13 protein-coding genes are annotated in these 16730 nt (G+C 62.7%); 10 read left to right on the forward strand and 3 right to left on the reverse strand.

Annotated features, from left to right (window positions below):
• Window positions 1-13: 13 nt before the first annotated feature.
• Window positions 14-1843, reverse strand: a complete 1830-nt coding sequence (locus tag BBJ66_RS08010) for a TRAP transporter large permease (protein ID WP_071086131.1) — start codon at window positions 1841-1843, stop codon at window positions 14-16.
• A gap of 257 nt (window positions 1844-2100) precedes the next feature.
• Between BBJ66_RS08010 and BBJ66_RS08015 the strand changes: the two genes are divergently transcribed.
• The 6 genes from BBJ66_RS08015 to BBJ66_RS08040 all read left to right on the forward strand — a co-directional run bounded on the left by BBJ66_RS08015 (window position 2101) and on the right by BBJ66_RS08040 (window position 11108).
• Window positions 2101-2688, forward strand: coding sequence for an ANTAR domain-containing response regulator (locus BBJ66_RS08015; protein WP_037092785.1), 588 nt, complete (start codon window positions 2101-2103; stop codon window positions 2686-2688).
• A gap of 34 nt (window positions 2689-2722) precedes the next feature.
• The gene (locus BBJ66_RS08020; RefSeq protein ID WP_116429613.1) at window positions 2723-4006 is read left to right on the forward strand and encodes a CmpA/NrtA family ABC transporter substrate-binding protein; all 1284 of its coding nucleotides are present in this window, start codon (window positions 2723-2725) and stop codon (window positions 4004-4006) included.
• A gap of 395 nt (window positions 4007-4401) precedes the next feature.
• A complete protein-coding gene (locus BBJ66_RS08025; RefSeq protein WP_071086133.1) occupies window positions 4402-5643 on the forward strand; it encodes an MFS transporter in 1242 nt (413 codons plus the stop codon).
• Between the two features lie 17 nt (window positions 5644-5660).
• On the forward strand, window positions 5661-8111 hold the full coding sequence (gene nirB, locus BBJ66_RS08030) for a nitrite reductase large subunit NirB (protein ID WP_071086135.1): 2451 nt from the start codon (window positions 5661-5663) through the stop codon (window positions 8109-8111).
• Between the two features lie 4 nt (window positions 8112-8115).
• Window positions 8116-8451, forward strand: coding sequence for a nitrite reductase small subunit NirD (nirD, locus tag BBJ66_RS08035; RefSeq protein ID WP_116429614.1), 336 nt, complete (start codon window positions 8116-8118; stop codon window positions 8449-8451).
• On the forward strand, window positions 8451-11108 hold the full coding sequence (locus BBJ66_RS08040) for a nitrate reductase (RefSeq protein WP_071086138.1): 2658 nt from the start codon (window positions 8451-8453) through the stop codon (window positions 11106-11108). Before nirD ends, BBJ66_RS08040 begins: the two co-directional genes overlap by 1 nt.
• 16 nt (window positions 11109-11124) lie before the next feature.
• Here BBJ66_RS08040 and BBJ66_RS08045 read toward each other — a convergent pair whose 3' ends face one another.
• Both BBJ66_RS08045 and BBJ66_RS08050 read right to left on the reverse strand, forming a co-directional pair.
• The gene (locus BBJ66_RS08045; RefSeq protein ID WP_071086237.1) at window positions 11125-11802 is read right to left on the reverse strand and encodes an HAD family hydrolase; all 678 of its coding nucleotides are present in this window, start codon (window positions 11800-11802) and stop codon (window positions 11125-11127) included.
• Window positions 11803-11917: 115 nt separating this feature from the next.
• The gene (locus tag BBJ66_RS08050; protein WP_071086142.1) at window positions 11918-12235 is read right to left on the reverse strand and encodes a hypothetical protein; all 318 of its coding nucleotides are present in this window, start codon (window positions 12233-12235) and stop codon (window positions 11918-11920) included.
• A 202-nt stretch (window positions 12236-12437) separates the two neighbouring features.
• On the opposite strand from BBJ66_RS08050, the gene BBJ66_RS08055 reads away from it, so the two are divergent.
• From BBJ66_RS08055 to BBJ66_RS08070, 4 genes are all read left to right on the forward strand, one after another.
• Window positions 12438-12764, forward strand: coding sequence for a hypothetical protein (locus tag BBJ66_RS08055; protein WP_071086143.1), 327 nt, complete (start codon window positions 12438-12440; stop codon window positions 12762-12764).
• A gap of 186 nt (window positions 12765-12950) precedes the next feature.
• Window positions 12951-14402 carry a cryptochrome/photolyase family protein gene (locus BBJ66_RS08060; protein WP_071086145.1) on the forward strand — a complete coding sequence of 484 codons (1452 nt, stop codon included), beginning with the start codon at window positions 12951-12953 and terminating at the stop codon, window positions 14400-14402.
• Window positions 14399-15730 carry an NAD(P)/FAD-dependent oxidoreductase gene (locus tag BBJ66_RS08065; protein WP_071086147.1) on the forward strand — a complete coding sequence of 444 codons (1332 nt, stop codon included), beginning with the start codon at window positions 14399-14401 and terminating at the stop codon, window positions 15728-15730. The genes BBJ66_RS08060 and BBJ66_RS08065 overlap by 4 nt, the downstream gene beginning before the upstream one ends.
• The gene (locus BBJ66_RS08070) at window positions 15727-16578 is read left to right on the forward strand and encodes a DUF1365 domain-containing protein (RefSeq protein WP_071086149.1); all 852 of its coding nucleotides are present in this window, start codon (window positions 15727-15729) and stop codon (window positions 16576-16578) included. The genes BBJ66_RS08065 and BBJ66_RS08070 overlap by 4 nt, the downstream gene beginning before the upstream one ends.
• The last annotated feature ends 152 nt before the right edge of the window (window positions 16579-16730 follow it).

A 16730-nucleotide genomic window follows, 5' to 3' on the forward strand; every position in this document is an offset into this window, starting at 1 on the left:
ATTATCCTGTTGATTAGAAAGTGATGGCCCAGGCGCAGAGGATTGCGAGCGAGACCAGAAGGGCGAGCAGATAGGGAACCACCGCCCGGAAGAGTTCCGAGGCGGGAATGCGGGTGACACCGCTGACGACGAAGATCAGCATGCCGAGCGGCGGCGTCAGTCCGTGGATCATCAGGTTGACGACGATGATGACGCCGAACTGGATGGGATCGATGCCGGCGGCGATCGCGGCCGGCAGCAGGATCGGGCCAAAGAGCAGGATCGCGGCGCCGATGTCGAGAACGACACCGACGGCGAGCAGAATGACGTTCGACAAAAGGATGACGGCCAGCGCGCTGCCGCCGAGCGCCGTCGTCAGATGCGAGATCAGCGAAGACACGTCGTCGACCGCCAGCAGGAAGGCGAAAGGGCCCGCAGTGCCGATCAGCAGACCGATCGCCGCCGCTTCGACCGCCGCCTGGCGGAAGGCGGCATAGAGCGAGAGGATGCCGAGCCGCGCGCCGATGCCGAGCAGCAGCGTGTAGAAAGCCGCGAGTGCGGCCGCCTCTGTCGTCGTGACGATGCCGATGCGGATGCCGACGACGACGATGACGCCGAGCCCGAAGGCGGGGATCGCCTGGACCGCCGATTGCCAGCGCTGTCTCGCGCTGGCTCGCGGCAACGGCGCCTGCTCACGCACGGTCAGATGGATAGCAACCGCCAGGCATATGGCCATCAGCCCGCCGGCGAAAAAGCCGCCGACCAGCAGTGCGCCGACGGAAAGATTGGTCGCCGAGGCAAGGATGAGAAAGGCGATCGACGGCGGGATGATGTTGTCGAGAACCGAAGTCGAGGCGATGATCGCCGCCGCCTGCGCCTGAGGATATCCGTGTTTGACCAGCTCGGGCTGGAAGGTCGATGCACCGAAAGCGGCATTGGCGACCGAGGAGCCGGAAGCGCCGGAAAAGAGAACGCTGGTCAGAAGCGTCGTCTGCGCCAGCCCGGCCCGGCGATGGCCGACCATGGCGGCGGCGAAGCGCACGAGCTGATTGGCGACGCCCGACGCCGTCAGCAGTCCGCCGGCGAGCAGGAAGAAGGGAATGGCCAGCAGCAGGAATTTCGATATGCCGGTAACGGTCGAAGAAACGATCGCCGGCTCCGGCAGGCTGCTGCCGAAAGCGATGGCGGCATAGGCTGCGGCGAGAAAGGCGTGCGGCAGCGGCGCGGCAAGCACCAGACCGATCGCCGCGATCAACCCGAGGAAGATGCTCGGCGGCCAATCGAGATCGAGCGAGATATGCGGGATGCCGGCATAGAGCGCGATGCCGAGGGCCAGCGAAAGAGCAACCGGCAGGACCCGGCCTTCGGCGACGCGCTGCAGAAGCAGCACAATGAGGATCAGCGCGCCGCCAGCGCCGAGGAAACCGAAGCGGATCCATTCCGGCAGGCCGAGCGTCGGCGAGACGCCGCCGAGCATCGTCATAATCTCGCGGGCGCCGAAGGCAAGGATCAGCGCCGAAAGCACGGTGAAGACATCGGCGCCGATCCGCGTCGCCTTCTGCAGGCCTTCCGGCAACATCCTGACGAAAACGTCGAGGCGCATGGCAAGCGCACTGTTGAGGCTGAGCGGCGCGCCGAGCGCGATCAGACCCACATGCAGCCATACGCCGAGATCCTCAGCGCCGATGAAGCCGGTGCCGAAGAAATAACGTAGGAAGACGGTGACGAGCACCATGAAGAGCAGCACGGCGAGAATGAGTGCTGCGGCAATGCCGAGAACCGCCTCGATTGCCCGCAGCAGGCGGGCTACCACCCCGTTGTCCAGAGCGGTCCGGTCGATCGGATGAATTTCATTGGCGGCCAATAAATTTGCCTTTGCCCTCAACATTAGGCGCTTCTCTCCCTCAAAGGATCGAGGTCGAAGAGCGTAACGCCTTTTCGCCGAAACGGAGCGCTTGCTCAAGCGGTGACAGACCGGAAAATGCGTTATCGGCACTCGGCTTCCGACCGCCCGCAGCCCGAAAGTTCGGCATAATGATCATTTTTTAGGCACAAGAATTCATGCACATTTTTGAGGCGTGCACCTTGCCAGAATTGCTGCAGCGCGTCATAAATATAGCCATGACGCATCTCGATCTGACAATTCTGGTGATCGACGAAAATGCCATACGCGCCTCCATCATCGAAGAGGGACTGCGCGAGGCAGGGCATGCGCGTGTCACCGTGGTGCATGAGGTCAACGGCATCGCGCGCACCATCGAAACGCTGATGCCCGACGTGATCATCATCGATATCGAAAACCCCAACCGCGATATGATGGAGCATCTGTTCCAGCTGACGCGCACGGTCAGCCGGCCGATCGCCATGTTCGTCGACCGCTCCGACACGGCCTCGATCGAGGCTGCCGTCGATGCCGGTGTCTCGGCCTATATCGTCGACGGACTGAAGAAGGAACGCGTCAAACCGATCCTCGACATGGCCGTCAGCCGCTTCAATGCCTTCAACCGGCTGCGGCGAGAACTTGCCGATGCCCGTTCGGCGCTGGAAGAACGTAAGCTCATCGAGCGCGCCAAGGGCATCTTGATGAAGATGCGCGGCCTCTCGGAGGAAGAGGCTTTCGCGCTGCTGCGCCAGACGGCGATGAACGAAAAGAAGAAGATGTCGGAAATCGCCCAGAGCGTTGTCACCGCCGCGGGACTTTTGATGTGATGGCGGGCCTCCTGCATTTCCGGAGGAAACCGGAGTGAATATGATGATCAAGACCGCCAAATCAGGCGGCGAGCTGGCCTCGCCCGCACATATCAACAATGAAGGGCCGAAAGTGCTGCGGGCCGGCTTCATTCCGCTCGTCGATGCATCGGTGCTGATCGCAGCGGCCGAATTCGGCTTCGCGCAGAAGGAAGGCCTGACGCTCGATCTCGTCAAGGACGTCTCCTGGGCGAATGTGCGCGACCGCCTGGCATTCCGCCAGTTCGATATCGCCCATATGCTGTCGCCGATGCCCATCGCCTCCATGCTCGGCCTCGGCTCCAATCCCTCTCCGACGATCACGCCGTTTTCGCTGGGGCGCGGCGGCAATGCGATCACGCTGTCGACACGGCTCTTCGACAGGATGCGGGATGATGCCGGATTGCCGGAAACGGCAAGCGCGCTTGATAACGCCCACGCGCTCGCAAAAACGATCGCGGCGATGAAGGCGCGCGGCGAGCCGCTGCCGACCTTCGGGGTCACCTATCCCTTCTCCTCGCACAATTACGAATTCCGCTACTGGCTGGCGGCTGGCGGCATCGATCCCGACAAGGACGTCAAGCTCGTCGTCGTGCCGCCGCAGCTGACCTCGGACGCATTGGCGGCTGGCGCAATCGACGGTTTCTGCGTCGGCGCGCCTTGGAACATGGTCGCCTCTGAGCGTGGTCTTGGCCGCATCGTCGCCACCAAACAGGACATCTGGCCGTCGGCGCCGGAAAAGGTGATCGGCATGCGGCCGGATTGGGCCGAAAGCCATCCGGAGACTGTTTCCCGGCTGATCGTGGCGCTCGATGCGGCAGCCCGCTGGTGCGACCGGCCGAACAATCACGACGCGCTGGCAGGAGTTCTTGCCGATCCCCGCTATATCGCGGCGCCCGTCGAGATCATTCGCCGCGTTCTCGCCGGCGAATTTAGCCTCGACGCCAGGGGCAACCGCCGGATCATCGCGGATTATTTCCAGTTCCATTCCGGCTTCGCCAACTATCCCCGGCCAAGCCATGCACTTTGGATCTACAGCCAGATGATCCGCTGGGGACAGGCCGATGCCAGTCTCAACAAGGCGCGCGCCGCCGCGTCCGCCTACCGCCCGGATCTCTACCGCACGGCCCTCGGCGACGAAAACGCGCCCGATGACGCTGATATCCGCATCGAAGGCAATGATGAGGGCGACCGTTTCATGGACGGCCACGTCTTCGATCCGGGGCAATTGCCGGACTATGTCGCGAGCTTTACCGTCAAAAGCGCCCTGCCCTTCGCTTCCCATAGCGATGACACTTGATCCCTGCCGGCCTGCACAAAACGCCAGCAAAATTCGACGCCCGCCATCACCGCAACGCACAAAAGATTTGCACGTTTTTTGGCAGCCGCAAAAACGAGCAAATGGTCAGATTTTGAAAAAACCGTTTATATTCAGCACATTGAAGCAAAAACACCAAACTGGCACGCAGTTTGCAAGACTATTACAGCACAGATCAATGGCGATCAGCGCAGCATGAGGGCCCGATAGGCGCTCGCAGAAGACCATAAATTCGGCGCCCAACGGCGGGCGCTACCAGCAAAGCCGCTGATCAGGATATTTCGCGCGCCTCGTGCATGCGCAGCCTGACCAGCGGCTTTTTGTTTTTAACCCTCAGCGATGAATCGGCCCGACCTTTGTCGGGTCACGGAGAAGCCATGTCTGTCATCGAGAAAGTGCAGCCCATGTCCGACGGCGACCCCGCCAAAGCATTGTGGATCTCCACGGTCGCTTTCACCCTCTGTTTCGCGGTCTGGACGATCTTTGCGATCATCGGCATCCGCATCAAGCAGGACCTCGGCCTGAACGAGGCGGAATTCGGATTGCTGGTCGGCACCCCGGTTCTCACCGGCTCGCTCGTACGCATCGTCCTCGGCATCTGGACAGGGCGTTACGGCGGCCGTCTCGTCTACACGCTCACCATGCTTGCTGCCGCATTGGCGACCTTTCTGCTCTCCTATGCCCAGACTTATACCCAAATGCTGATCGCCGGCCTCGGCGTCGGGCTTGCCGGCGGCTCCTTCGCCGTCGGTGTCGCCTACGTTTCGCCCTTCTTCCCGGCGGAAAAGCAGGGAACCGCGCTCGGCATCTTCGGCGCCGGCAATGTCGGCGCGGCCGTGACCAAATTCGCCGCTCCCTTCGTTCTGCTCGCCTGGGGCTGGCAGGCGGTTGCGGAAATCTGGGCCGTCTGTCTGGCGCTGATGGCGATCATCTTCTGGTTCACCACAACCGATGACCCGGCCTTCCGTCTTCGCCGCGAACGCAGCGTCGCCTCCAAGAGTTTCGCCGAGGAATTCGCGCCGCTGCAGAACGTTCAGGTCTGGCGTTTCTCGCTCTACTATTTCTTCGCCTTCGGAGGCTTCGTCGCTCTGTCCCTGTGGCTGCCGCGTTACCTGGTCGGCGTCTACGGCTTCAACCTCGAAACCGCCGGCATGATCGCGGCCGCCTACTCCATCCCGGGCAGCATCTTCCGCGCTTTCGGCGGCGTGCTGTCGGACAAGAAGGGTGCGCGCAGCGTGATGTATGCGATGCTGGCCGTATCCGCCGTGGCCACGCTCATTCTGTCGCTGCCGGCTACGACCATCACGCCTGTCATCTTCATCGTCGTCATCTTCGTGCTCGGCTTCTTCATGAGCCTCGGCAAGGCCGCCGTCTTCAAGCACATTCCGGCCTACTATCCCGAAAGCGTCGGCGCCGTCGGCGGTATCGTCGGGATGATGGGCGGACTCGGCGGCTTCATCCTGCCGATCGCCTTCGGTTTCCTCAAGGACATGACCGGCCTTTGGTCCAGCTGCTTCCTGCTGCTCTTCGCGGTCGTCGCCATCTCGCTCGTCTGGATGCACCTGTCTGTCAAGCAATTGTCGCGCCAAGGGCACTCGGCGCCCGTGGCTGCAACCTGATCTAAGGACTTGGAAATATGACAGAAAAACTCGTCATCATCGGCAATGGCATGGCGCCCGGGCGCATGCTGGAGCACCTCCTCGAACGCGCGCCCGGACGCTATGAAGTTACGATCTTCAATGCCGAGCCGCGCGTCAACTACGACCGCATCATGCTGTCGCCGGTTCTCTCCGGAGAAAAGGACTACGAGCAGATCATCATTCACGGTGACGGCTGGTACATCAAGCACGGCATCATGCTCTACAAGGGCCACAAGATCGTCAACATCGATCGTGTCGCCAAGACCGTCACTTCCGACCACGGCGTCACCGAAAGCTACGACAAGCTGGTGATCGCCACCGGCTCCGTGCCCTTCATCATCCCGGTTCCCGGCAAGGATCTGCCCGGCGTCATCACCTATCGCGATCTCGACGACGTGCAGGCGATGCTGCTTGCCGCTCAGTCGCGCGAAAAGGCCGTCGTCATCGGTGGCGGTCTGCTTGGGCTCGAAGCGGCGGCCGGCCTTGCCCAGCGCGGCATGGACGTCACCGTGCTGCACGTCATGCCGACGCTGATGGAGCGCCAGCTCGATCCCGCCGCCGGCTACCTGCTGCAGAAGGCGGTCGAGGAACGCGGCATCAAGGTCATCTGCAAGGCCAATACCAAGGCGATCGTCGGCAACGGCAAGGTCGAGGGCATCGAACTCGACGATGGCCGCATCATCCCGGCGACGCTCGTCGTCATGGCCGTCGGCATTCGTCCGAGTGTCGGCCTGGCGAAAGACGCCGGCCTTGCGGTCAATCGCGGCATCGTCGTCGATGCCGGCATGCAGACCTCGGATGGCGATATCTTTGCGCTCGGCGAATGCGCTGAGGTGGGCGGCATGGTCTACGGCCTCGTCGCGCCGCTCTACGAGATGGCCCGCATTGCCGCAGCGCATCTCTCGGACGACCGTTCGCCGGCTTTCGTGCATGCGGACACGCCGACCAAGCTCAAGGTCACCGGCATTGAACTCTATTCGCTCGGCGATTTCGCCGACGGCGACGACCGCGAGGAGATCGTGCTGCGCGATGCTTCAGCCGGCGTCTACAAGCGCCTAGTGCTAAAGGACAACAAGATCATCGGCACCGTGCTGTACGGCGAGACCGCCGACGGCGCCTGGTTCAACGACCTGAAGAAGAAGGCGACCGATATTTCGGAGATGCGCGAGACGCTGATCTTCGGACAGGCCTATCAGGGAGGGTCGCCGCTGGACCCTATGGCGGCCGTTGCAGTCTTGCCGGATGACGCGGAAATCTGTGGCTGCAACGGCGTATGCAAGGGCAAAATCACCTCGACGATCACGGCCAAGGGACTGACGTCGCTCGACGACGTGCGCGCCCATACCAAGGCGTCCGCCTCGTGCGGCTCCTGCACCGGCCTTGTCGAGCAACTCATGGCGCTGACGCTCGGCGACGGCTACAATCCGGCTGCCGTGCAGCCGATGTGCACCTGCACCGAGCTTGGCCATGACGATGTTCGCCGCCTGATCAAGGCGAAGGGGCTGAAGAGCATCCCTGCCGTCATGCAGGAACTGGAATGGAAGACTTCCTGCGGCTGCGCCAAGTGTCGGCCAGCGCTCAACTATTACCTGGTCTGCGACTGGCCGGACGAATATGCCGACGACTACCAGTCGCGTTTCATCAATGAGCGCGTCCACGCCAACATCCAGAAGGACGGTACCTACTCCGTCGTTCCCCGCATGTGGGGCGGCGTCACCAATTCGAACGAGCTGCGCGCCATCGCCGATGTCGTCGACAAATTCGAAATCCCGATGGTCAAGGTGACGGGCGGCCAGCGTATCGACCTGCTCGGCATCGAGAAGGAAGATCTGCCCGCCGTCTGGGCCGATCTCGGCAAGGCCGGCTTCGTCTCCGGCCAGGCCTATGCCAAAGGCCTGCGCACCGTGAAGACCTGCGTCGGCTCGGACTGGTGCCGCTTCGGCACCCAGGACTCCACCGGTCTAGGCATCCGCATCGAGAAATTCATGTGGGGCTCATGGACCCCGGCCAAGCTGAAACTGGCCGTGTCCGGCTGCCCGCGCAACTGCGCCGAAGCAACCTGCAAGGATATCGGCGTGATCTGCGTGGATTCCGGTTTCGAAATCCATTTCGCCGGTGCCGCCGGTCTCGACATCAAGGGCACTGAGGTGCTCGGCCTCGTGAAGACCGAGGACGAGGCGCTGGAGCATATCGTGGCGCTGACGCAGATGTATCGGGAACAGGCCCGCTATCTCGAGCGCATCTACAAATGGGCCAAGCGCGTCGGCCTGGAGGAAATCCGCCGCCAGATCATGGGCGATGCCGAAAAGCGCAAAGCCTATTACGAGCGCTTCGTCTTCAGCCAGAAATTTGCCCAGGTCGATCCCTGGTCGGAGCGTGTTTCCGGCAAGGACAAGCACGAGTTCAAGCCGATGGCGACGATCGGCTATCCGCAGGCTGCCGAATAAGGAGATGGACATGAATTGGATCGCAATCGGTGACATCTCCGATATTCCCTTGCGCGGCGCGCGCTGCGTGAAGACGCCGCAGGGCAAGGTCGCCGTCTTCCGTACGGCCGAAAACGAGGTGTTTGCCATCGAGGATCACTGCCCGCACAAGGGCGGCCCTCTCTCCCAGGGCATCGTGCATGCCAAGGCCGTCACCTGCCCGCTGCACAATTGGGTGATCTCGCTGGAAACCGGCAAGGCGCTCGGCGCCGACCAGGGCGAGGTGCGGACGATACCGGTCCGCAACGAGGACGGTGCCCTCTTCATCGCGCTGGAAAGCCTGTTGATGGCGGCTGAATAATGGCGGCTGAAGTCAAGACCACCTGCCCCTATTGCGGCGTCGGCTGCGGCGTCATCGCCACGGTCGACGAGGCGGGCGCCGTTAGCGTCAAAGGCGATCCCGAGCATCCGTCGAATTTCGGCCGGCTCTGCTCGAAGGGCTCGGCGCTTGCCGAAACCATCGATCTCGACGGCCGGCTTCTCCATCCCGAGATCGCAGGCGCACGCAGCGGCTGGGACGAGGCGCTCGATCTGGTCGCCCGGCGTTTCTCCGAAACGATCGCCGAACACGGACCTGATTCCGTTGCCTTCTACGTCTCCGGCCAGTTGCTGACCGAAGATTACTACCTCGCCAACAAGCTGATGAAGGGCTTCATCGGTTCGGCCAATATCGACACCAATTCCAGGCTCTGCATGTCCTCGTCCGTGGCCGGCCATCGCCGCGCCTTCGGCGCCGATACCGTGCCAGGGACCTATGAGGATATCGAGCTTGCGGATTTGGTGGTGCTCACCGGCTCCAACCTCGCCTGGTGTCATCCCGTCATCTACCAGCGGCTGGCCGCCGCAAAAGCGGCGCGGCCGAACATGCGGATCGTCGTCATCGATCCGCGCCGGACGATGACATGCGATATAGCCGATCTGCATCTGGCCATCCGCCCGGACGGCGATGTCGCGCTGTTCATGGGGCTGCTCGCCCATCTCGCGACAAGTCCTGCGATCGACCAGAATTATATCGCCTCCCATACGGAAGGTTTTGCCGGCGCCTTTGCTTCAGCCGCAGCGCTCGATATCAACGATCTCCTGGAACGGACCGGCCTGCCGGCCATGCAGATCCGGGAATTCTTCCGCCTGTTCGAAACGACGCAAAAAGTCGTGACCTGCTACAGCCAGGGCGTCAATCAATCCTCCTCCGGCACCGACAAGGTCAATGCCATCCTCAACTGCCATCTGGCGACCGGCCGCATCGGCCGTCCTGGTATGGGACCCTTCTCGCTCACCGGCCAGCCGAACGCCATGGGCGGGCGCGAGGTCGGCGGTCTTGCCAATATGCTGGCCGCCCATATGGCGATCGAGAATGCGGATGACCGCGACCGGGTGCAGCGTTTCTGGAAATCGCCGGTCATTGCAGCAAATCCAGGTTTGAAAGCGGTCGACATGTTCCGCGCCGTCGCCGACGGGCGCATCAAGGCGCTCTGGATCATGGCCACCAATCCCGTCGTCTCGATGCCGGATGCAAACAGCGTCGAAAGCGCGATCGCCGCCTGTCCCTTCGTCGTCGTCTCCGACATCCTGAAGGAGACCGATACGGCCCGGCATGCAAATGTGCTTCTGCCCTCGCTCGGCTGGGGCGAGAAGGACGGCACCGTCACCAATTCCGAGCGGCGCATTTCCAGGCAGCGGCCGTTTCTCGGCATTCCCGGCGACGGGAAAGCCGACTGGTGGCAGCTTGCGGAGGTCGGACGCCGCATGGGATTTACCGCCGCCTTCGATTTCGATAGGCCGGCCGAGATCTTCGCCGAACACGCCGCCCTGTCCGCCTTCGAAAACAACGGCAGCCGCGATTTCGACATCGGCGCCCGCGCCGATATCTCAGGCGCCGCTTATGAGCAGCTGTCGCCCTTCCAATGGCCGCAGACGGCAGGGACAGAACCCGGTGTCACCCGCTTCTTCGCCGATGGCGGTTTCTACCATGCCGACGGCAAGGCGCGCTTCGTCGCGGTGGAACCGCCGACAACCGATCGCACCAATGCCGACTTCCCCTTCACGCTGAATACCGGACGCATTCGCGACCAGTGGCACACGATGACGCGAACCGGGAAGAGCGCGCGGCTGTCAGCCCATATCGCCGAGCCCTTTGCGGAGATCCATCCGCGCGACGCGATCGAGAACGGCATATCGAGCGCCGGCCTCGTCGAGATCGACAGCCCGCACGGCAAGGCGATCGTCCGGGCGCTGGTGACCGATCGCCAGGCGCGCGGCGGTATCTTCGCGCCGATGCACTGGAACGACCAGTTCGCGGCAAAAGCGCGGATCGACGCCGTGGTCGCGCCGATCACCGATCCCTTTTCCGGCCAGCCGGCGTCGAAGAACGTTGCCGTCGCCGTCCGGCCCTTCCCCGCCACCCACTACGGTTTCGCCGTCTCATCGGCAAAACCCGTAGCACCCGACGCGGCCTATTGGGCGCTGGCGAAAGCCGAGGGCGGCTGGCGGCTGGAGCTTGCCTTCGACCGGAGCGTCGAAGACTGGACGGCCTGGTGCCGGTCGGTTTTCGCCATTCCTGATGAAATCGAGCCACTGGGTTACGCCGACCGGCAATCCGGCGACCTCAGGCTCGCCTTCTTCGACGGGGAGACGCTGCTCGCCGCGCTGTTCCTCGCCCGCGAGCCGGTCGCCGTCGCACGCAATTGGGCAATTTCGCAGCTCTCCGTCGCGCATGGTGATTTGAGGAAACGCTTTGCGCTCGTCGCAGGCCGTCCCGGCGCCGGCAGGCCGGATCCGGGCGCCACCGTCTGCTCCTGCTTCAGCGTCGGGGTCAATCAGATCGCCGCCGCCGTGCGCGGCGGATGCCACAGCGTCGAGGCGGTCGGCAAGGAAACGAGCGCCGGGACCAATTGCGGCTCCTGCCGCGGCGAAATCGGCAGGATTATCGATCGCTGTCTTGCCGCGGCCGCGGAATGAAAGGACGCGGCTGATATCAGGCCGCGTTCGGCACGATGAACATCTTATGGTCGGCTGAGATGCGGACCGAGATCTCGTCATAGGATGCGAAGGTCGGATGCGGCGTTTCCATCTTGTCATGATGGGTTGCCGTGACGACCATGACATCGGCGCCCGCCGCCTCGCCGGCAGTAATGCCGGCGGCGACATCCTCGAACACCAGGCAGTCCCGCGTGCTGACACCAAGGCGTTCGGCGCCGAGAATATAACATTGCGGGTCGGGTTTTCCGACCTTGACGTCCTCCGCCGTCACCATGAATTTCGGCAGCGACAGGCCGGCCGCCTCCAGCCGCCGGCGGGCAAGACGCAACGGCGAGGAGGTGACGATCGCCCAGCGATCCGGCGGCAGCGAACTCAGGAATGCCGCGGCACCTGAAATGGGAACGACATCGCTGACATCGGCGATCTCGGCCTCGGTCACCAGCCTCGCCTCATCTTCTGGATCGACGCCTGGCAGGTTCAGCCGGGTGATCGTGTCAATGCCGCGCGATCCGTGCATTTTCGGCAAAAAGCCGGCGACATCGAGCCCGTGACGCCTTGCCCAGTCGCTCCATGCACGCTCGGCCGCTTTGATCGAATTGAGGATGGTGCCGTCCATATCGAACAGGAAGGCGGCATAAGGCTTCTCGAAGCCACGGGGCGTCGGCACGGACAAAAGCGGATCCTTTAAGGAAAGCATCAGATGGTTGTCGTATCGCGCGATGAAACGGCAAATCACCGCCTTTTGCAAGCGTCGACAGCAAGAGGCAGCGGCTGCAAAACTCCCTTCCCTAAAAAGCCGCCTTGCCGGAGGAGGCAATCAGATCGCAGGAGAGGCGAAGGCCGATCGGGTCGTGGCAGAGGGCATCGGCGCCTTCGGCGAGTTCCAATGTGGCCGGAGTGTCGGCGCGCAGATAGGCCTGTGTTGTTGGATCGATGCGCTTGGGAATGGCGGTCCATAGCGAGGGGCGGCTGATGTCGATCGCTGAGATACCGGCCTTCTCGCCGCCCATGGCAGAGGATGCGATTGCCATGCCGCTTGCCGTCAGGGCGAGTGCAAGGGCAATCTGGAGACCGAGATCTGCGGCCTCGCGCGGGGAAACGAACATAGCGGCCTCATGCTGCTGATTTCTAGCGTTTCACCATGTCCCTAAGGCAGGCAACAGCGACGATCCAGCGGCTTCGGCGGTTAAGGTTTACGCGTAACCATGCAAGGCGCGCGTGCAGTTTTTCGCAAAATTTTGGAACAATGAATCCGTCGGGCAGTTAGCCGAGGGCCACCCAAGATGAAAATCAAAGGAGGATATCCTCATGACCAAGTCCCTTATTGCCGCTTCGCTGCTCGCGATCGGTATGGCATCGTCGGCCTTTGCCCAGTCGAACCCCGACCCGATCGGGCCGACGAATGGCGGCTCGACCGATCCGAGTTCGGGTAGCTATTTGTCGGATTACACCAACAGTGACAACGGCATGTATCCGGTGCAGGTCGCGCCGGTCGATCCGACCACCACGCAGAGCATCGGCCAGCCGCAAACGATGGAATGCCCCGGCATGCCGCAGCAGATGTCCGGCGTCGACACACGCGGCGGTCAGAGCGGCGCATCGATCAGCGAAGCCTGCCGCGAATACGACAATTGACAGGCACCTTCGCTCCCTAAACATGTCGCGCGAACGCGCGCCACGTTTGGAAAAGGCCGGTTCACGCCGGCCTTTTTCAGGTCGTCGCCACCATGATGAAAAAGCTTTCCCTCCGGATGAAACTTTTGATCCGGGCGTTCCGTACATCCGTAGCAGGGTGAAAAAACAGAGCAGGGAACGGCTTCATTGGCAAAGGACACGCTAAAACCTGTCATCTTATGGTTTCGCAGGGATTTGCGCCTTGACGACAATCGGGCCCTCCATGCCGCCCATCTCTCCGGGCGACCGATCATCCCCCTTTATATCAACGAGCCTACGGCAGCCGGCACGGGTCCGCTCGGCGCTGCGCAGGCCTGGTGGCTGCATCATTCGTTGGAAGCGCTTGATAGATCATTGCACGAGCGGCAGGGCGGGCTGGTGTTTGCCAGCGGCGATGCGCTCGATGTGCTCCGCGCCGTCATCAAAAAGAGCGGTGCCGAAGCCGTTTTCTGGAACCGGCGATACGATCCGTCGGGCATCTCGGTCGACAAGCACATCAAGCAAGAATTGGAAAAACAGCAGATCGAGGCGAGAAGTTTCGGCGGCCAGCTGCTGCACGAACCGTCCAGGCTGATGACCGGCAGCGGCACGCCCTATCGGGTCTATACGCCATTCTGGCGCGCGCTGGAGGGTGCGGGCGAAGCCGAGCCGCCGTTGGAGGCGCCGGCGAAGCTGCGGCTGGCAGCGCAGCGTCCGGCATCGGAAACATTGAAGAGCTGGAAACTGTTGCCGACGAAGCCGGACTGGGCGAAGGACTTTACCGATCTCTGGACGCCGGGCGAGCAAGGCGCAAGAGAGAGGCTCAGCGTCTTCGTCGAGGACGAACTCAAGGGCTACAAGGAAAACCGCGACTATCCGGCGAAACTGGCGACCTCGATGCTGTCGCCGCATCTGGCGCTTGGCGAGATCTCCCCTGCCCGCATCTGGGATGCGACGCGCGGACTGTCGAACCGGATGCCGGCGGCCGACATCGTGCATTTCCGCAAGGAGATCGCCTGGCGCGAATTCTCCTACCACCTGCTTTTCCATTTTCCGCGTCTTGCCTCGGAGAACTGGAACGATCGTTTCGACGGCTTTAAATGGCGCAACGACGACGGGGATTTCGAGGCGTGGCGGCGCGGCATGACCGGCTACCCGATCGTCGATGCCGGCATGCGCCAGCTCTGGCGTCACGGCTGGATGCACAATCGCGTGCGCATGATCGTCGCCTCCTTCCTCATCAAGGATCTGATGATCGACTGGCGCCGCGGCGAGGCCTGGTTCCGCAACACGCTGGTCGATGCCGATCCCGCCAACAATGCGGCAAGCTGGCAGTGGGTGGCGGGCTCGGGAGCCGACGCGTCACCCTTCTTCCGCATCTTCAATCCGATGCTGCAGGGCGAGACTTTCGATCCCGACGGCGACTATGTCAGAGCTCATGTGCCGGAGCTGCAACGGCTCGGGGCAAAATACATCCACCGACCGTTCGAGGCGCCGAAGAACGCGCTCGACGAGGCCGGCATCATCCTCGGGCAGACCTATCCGAAACCGATCGTCGACCATGCCAGCGCCCGCGACCGAGCGCTCGCGGCCTACAAAGCCACGAAGGACGCCGCATGAACGCGCATTTCCGCCCCGCCTCGCGCCGGCTGAAGATCGCCGTCATCGGCTCCGGCATCTCTGGCGCCTCGGCGGCCTGGGCGCTCGACCCCGTGCACGACGTGACGCTCTACGAAAGCCAGGCGCGGGCGGGCGGCCATACGGCGACGGTCGACGTCGATTATGACGGGGTTCGGATTGCGGTCGATACCGGCTTCATCGTCTATAACGAACAGAATTATCCGAACCTGACGGCGCTCTTTGCCGAGCTCGGCATCGCCACCCATGCCAGCGACATGAGTTTTTCGCTCTCGCTCGACCGCGGCAGGCTGGAATGGAGCGGCGGCGGGCTGTCCTCGATCTTCGCCCAAAAGCGCAACCTGCTGCGGCCGTCGTTCCTGTTGATGATCCGCGAGATCCTCCGCTTCAACCGCACCTGCCTCGAAGATCGGGCCGCCGGTCACCTCGCCTCGCGCTCGATCGGCGATTATCTCGACTGGCGCGGCTTCTCGCCCGGCTTTACCAACAATTATCTCGTGCCGATGGCGGCGGCGATCTGGTCGACGCCGTCGGCCCGCATGCTGCAGTTCCCGGCCGAATATTTCGTCAATTTCTTCGACAATCACCGGCTGATCTATCGCCGCCAGCACCAATGGCGGACGGTGACCGGCGGCAGCCGCTCCTATCTAGACCGGCTGCTGAAGCCGCTCGGCGGACGGGTGAAACTGTCCTGCGGCATACGCGGGGTGATCCGTTCGGAGAGCGGCGTCACGCTTATCGACGAGACGGGCGGCCAGCGGCCGTTCGACAAGGTGATCCTTGCCTGCCATAGCGATCAGACGGCACGCCTGCTCATCGATGCCACCGACCGGGAAAGGCGGCTGCTCGCCGCCATTCCCTACCAGCCGAACCGCGTCGTCCTGCATTGCGACCAAAAGCTGATGCCGCAGCGGCGCAAGGTCTGGGCCTCGTGGAACTATCTGCGCTCCAGCCGGGAGGATGGCAAGGCGGGTGTCGCCGTCACCTATTGGATGAACCGGCTGCAGGGCATCGACGATAATTTCCCGTTATTCGTAACGCTCAACTCCGACCGCGAGCCGGATCCCCGCATGGTATTTGCGGAATTCACCTATGAGCATCCACAATTTTCGGCCGACGCCATGGCAGCGCAGCGGACGCTCGCCGCCATCCAGGGTGAGAACCATTGCCATTTCGCCGGCGCCTGGACGGGATATGGATTTCATGAGGATGGCCTGGTTTCCGGCCTGGCGGCAGCCGAGGCGCTGGGGGGCATCATTCCCTGGCGAACGGCGCGAAGCCTGAAACCGCAACCGGATGCAGCGGCATGAGCGGACGAGGCAAAAAGCGCGGCGTCAGCATGAGCGGCAACGGCGCTGCGCCGGATGCGGCGGCCGCGCTCTATGTCGGTGACATCATGCATCAACGCCTGAAACCCTTCGGCCATCGTTTCCGCTACCGCGTCTTCTCCCTACTCGTCGATCTCGATCGGCTTGAAGCGGCCGATCGGTTGTCGGCGCTGTTTTCCGTCAACGGCCGCAATCTCGTCTCGTTTCATGAAAAGGACCATGCCGATACGGCGAGCACGCCGCTGCGCGCCTACGCCGACCGGCTGCTTGCTGAGGCCGGGCTCGAGCGCGCGGCAAGGATATTGCTCGTCTGCTATCCCCGCGTTCTCGGCTATGTCTTCAACCCGATCTCTGTCTATCACGCCTATGATGGCGGCGGCGCCCTCGTCGCGATGATCTACGAGGTGCGCAACACTTTCGGCGAGCGGCATAGTTACGTCTGTCCTGTCGGCGATGGCGATATGTCGGAAGGCGGGCTCCGTCAGAGCTGCGACAAGCTCTTCCACGTCTCGCCCTTCATCGGCATAGCGGCGCGCTATCACTTCCGCATGCTGCCGCCCGGCGCGGAAATCCGCTGGCGCATCCTCGAAACCGACGGCGAAGGGCCGCTGCTTGCGGCGACATTCTCAGGTCGGCAGCTGCCGTTGACCAGCGCCGCGCTGCTCCGGCTGACCGCGGACATCCCTTTCCTCCCCTTCAAGATCGTGGCCGGGATCCATTGGGAAGCTCTGAAACTGTGGCTCAAGGGCGCGCGTTATATCAGCCGTCCGGCGCCTCCGCCTGCCGTCAGCATTCACCGGCGCCAGCCGCTTGCGGACGCCGCGGAATGACTTTGCAGCGCCGCGCGTTCTGACACGACGCGCAGAGACGCTGCAGCGCTTTGAACTGCTGCATAATTTTTCCTAATTCGATTCCGATTGAGGAAATTATGCAGTAGCCTTGCCTACAATGGCCGGAGGCCGCCCGAGCATCGTCACGGATG

The sequence above is a fragment of the Rhizobium sp. RSm-3 genome, assembly GCF_001854685.1.
In the GTDB taxonomy this organism is placed as follows: domain Bacteria; phylum Pseudomonadota; class Alphaproteobacteria; order Rhizobiales; family Rhizobiaceae; genus Rhizobium; species Rhizobium ecuadorense.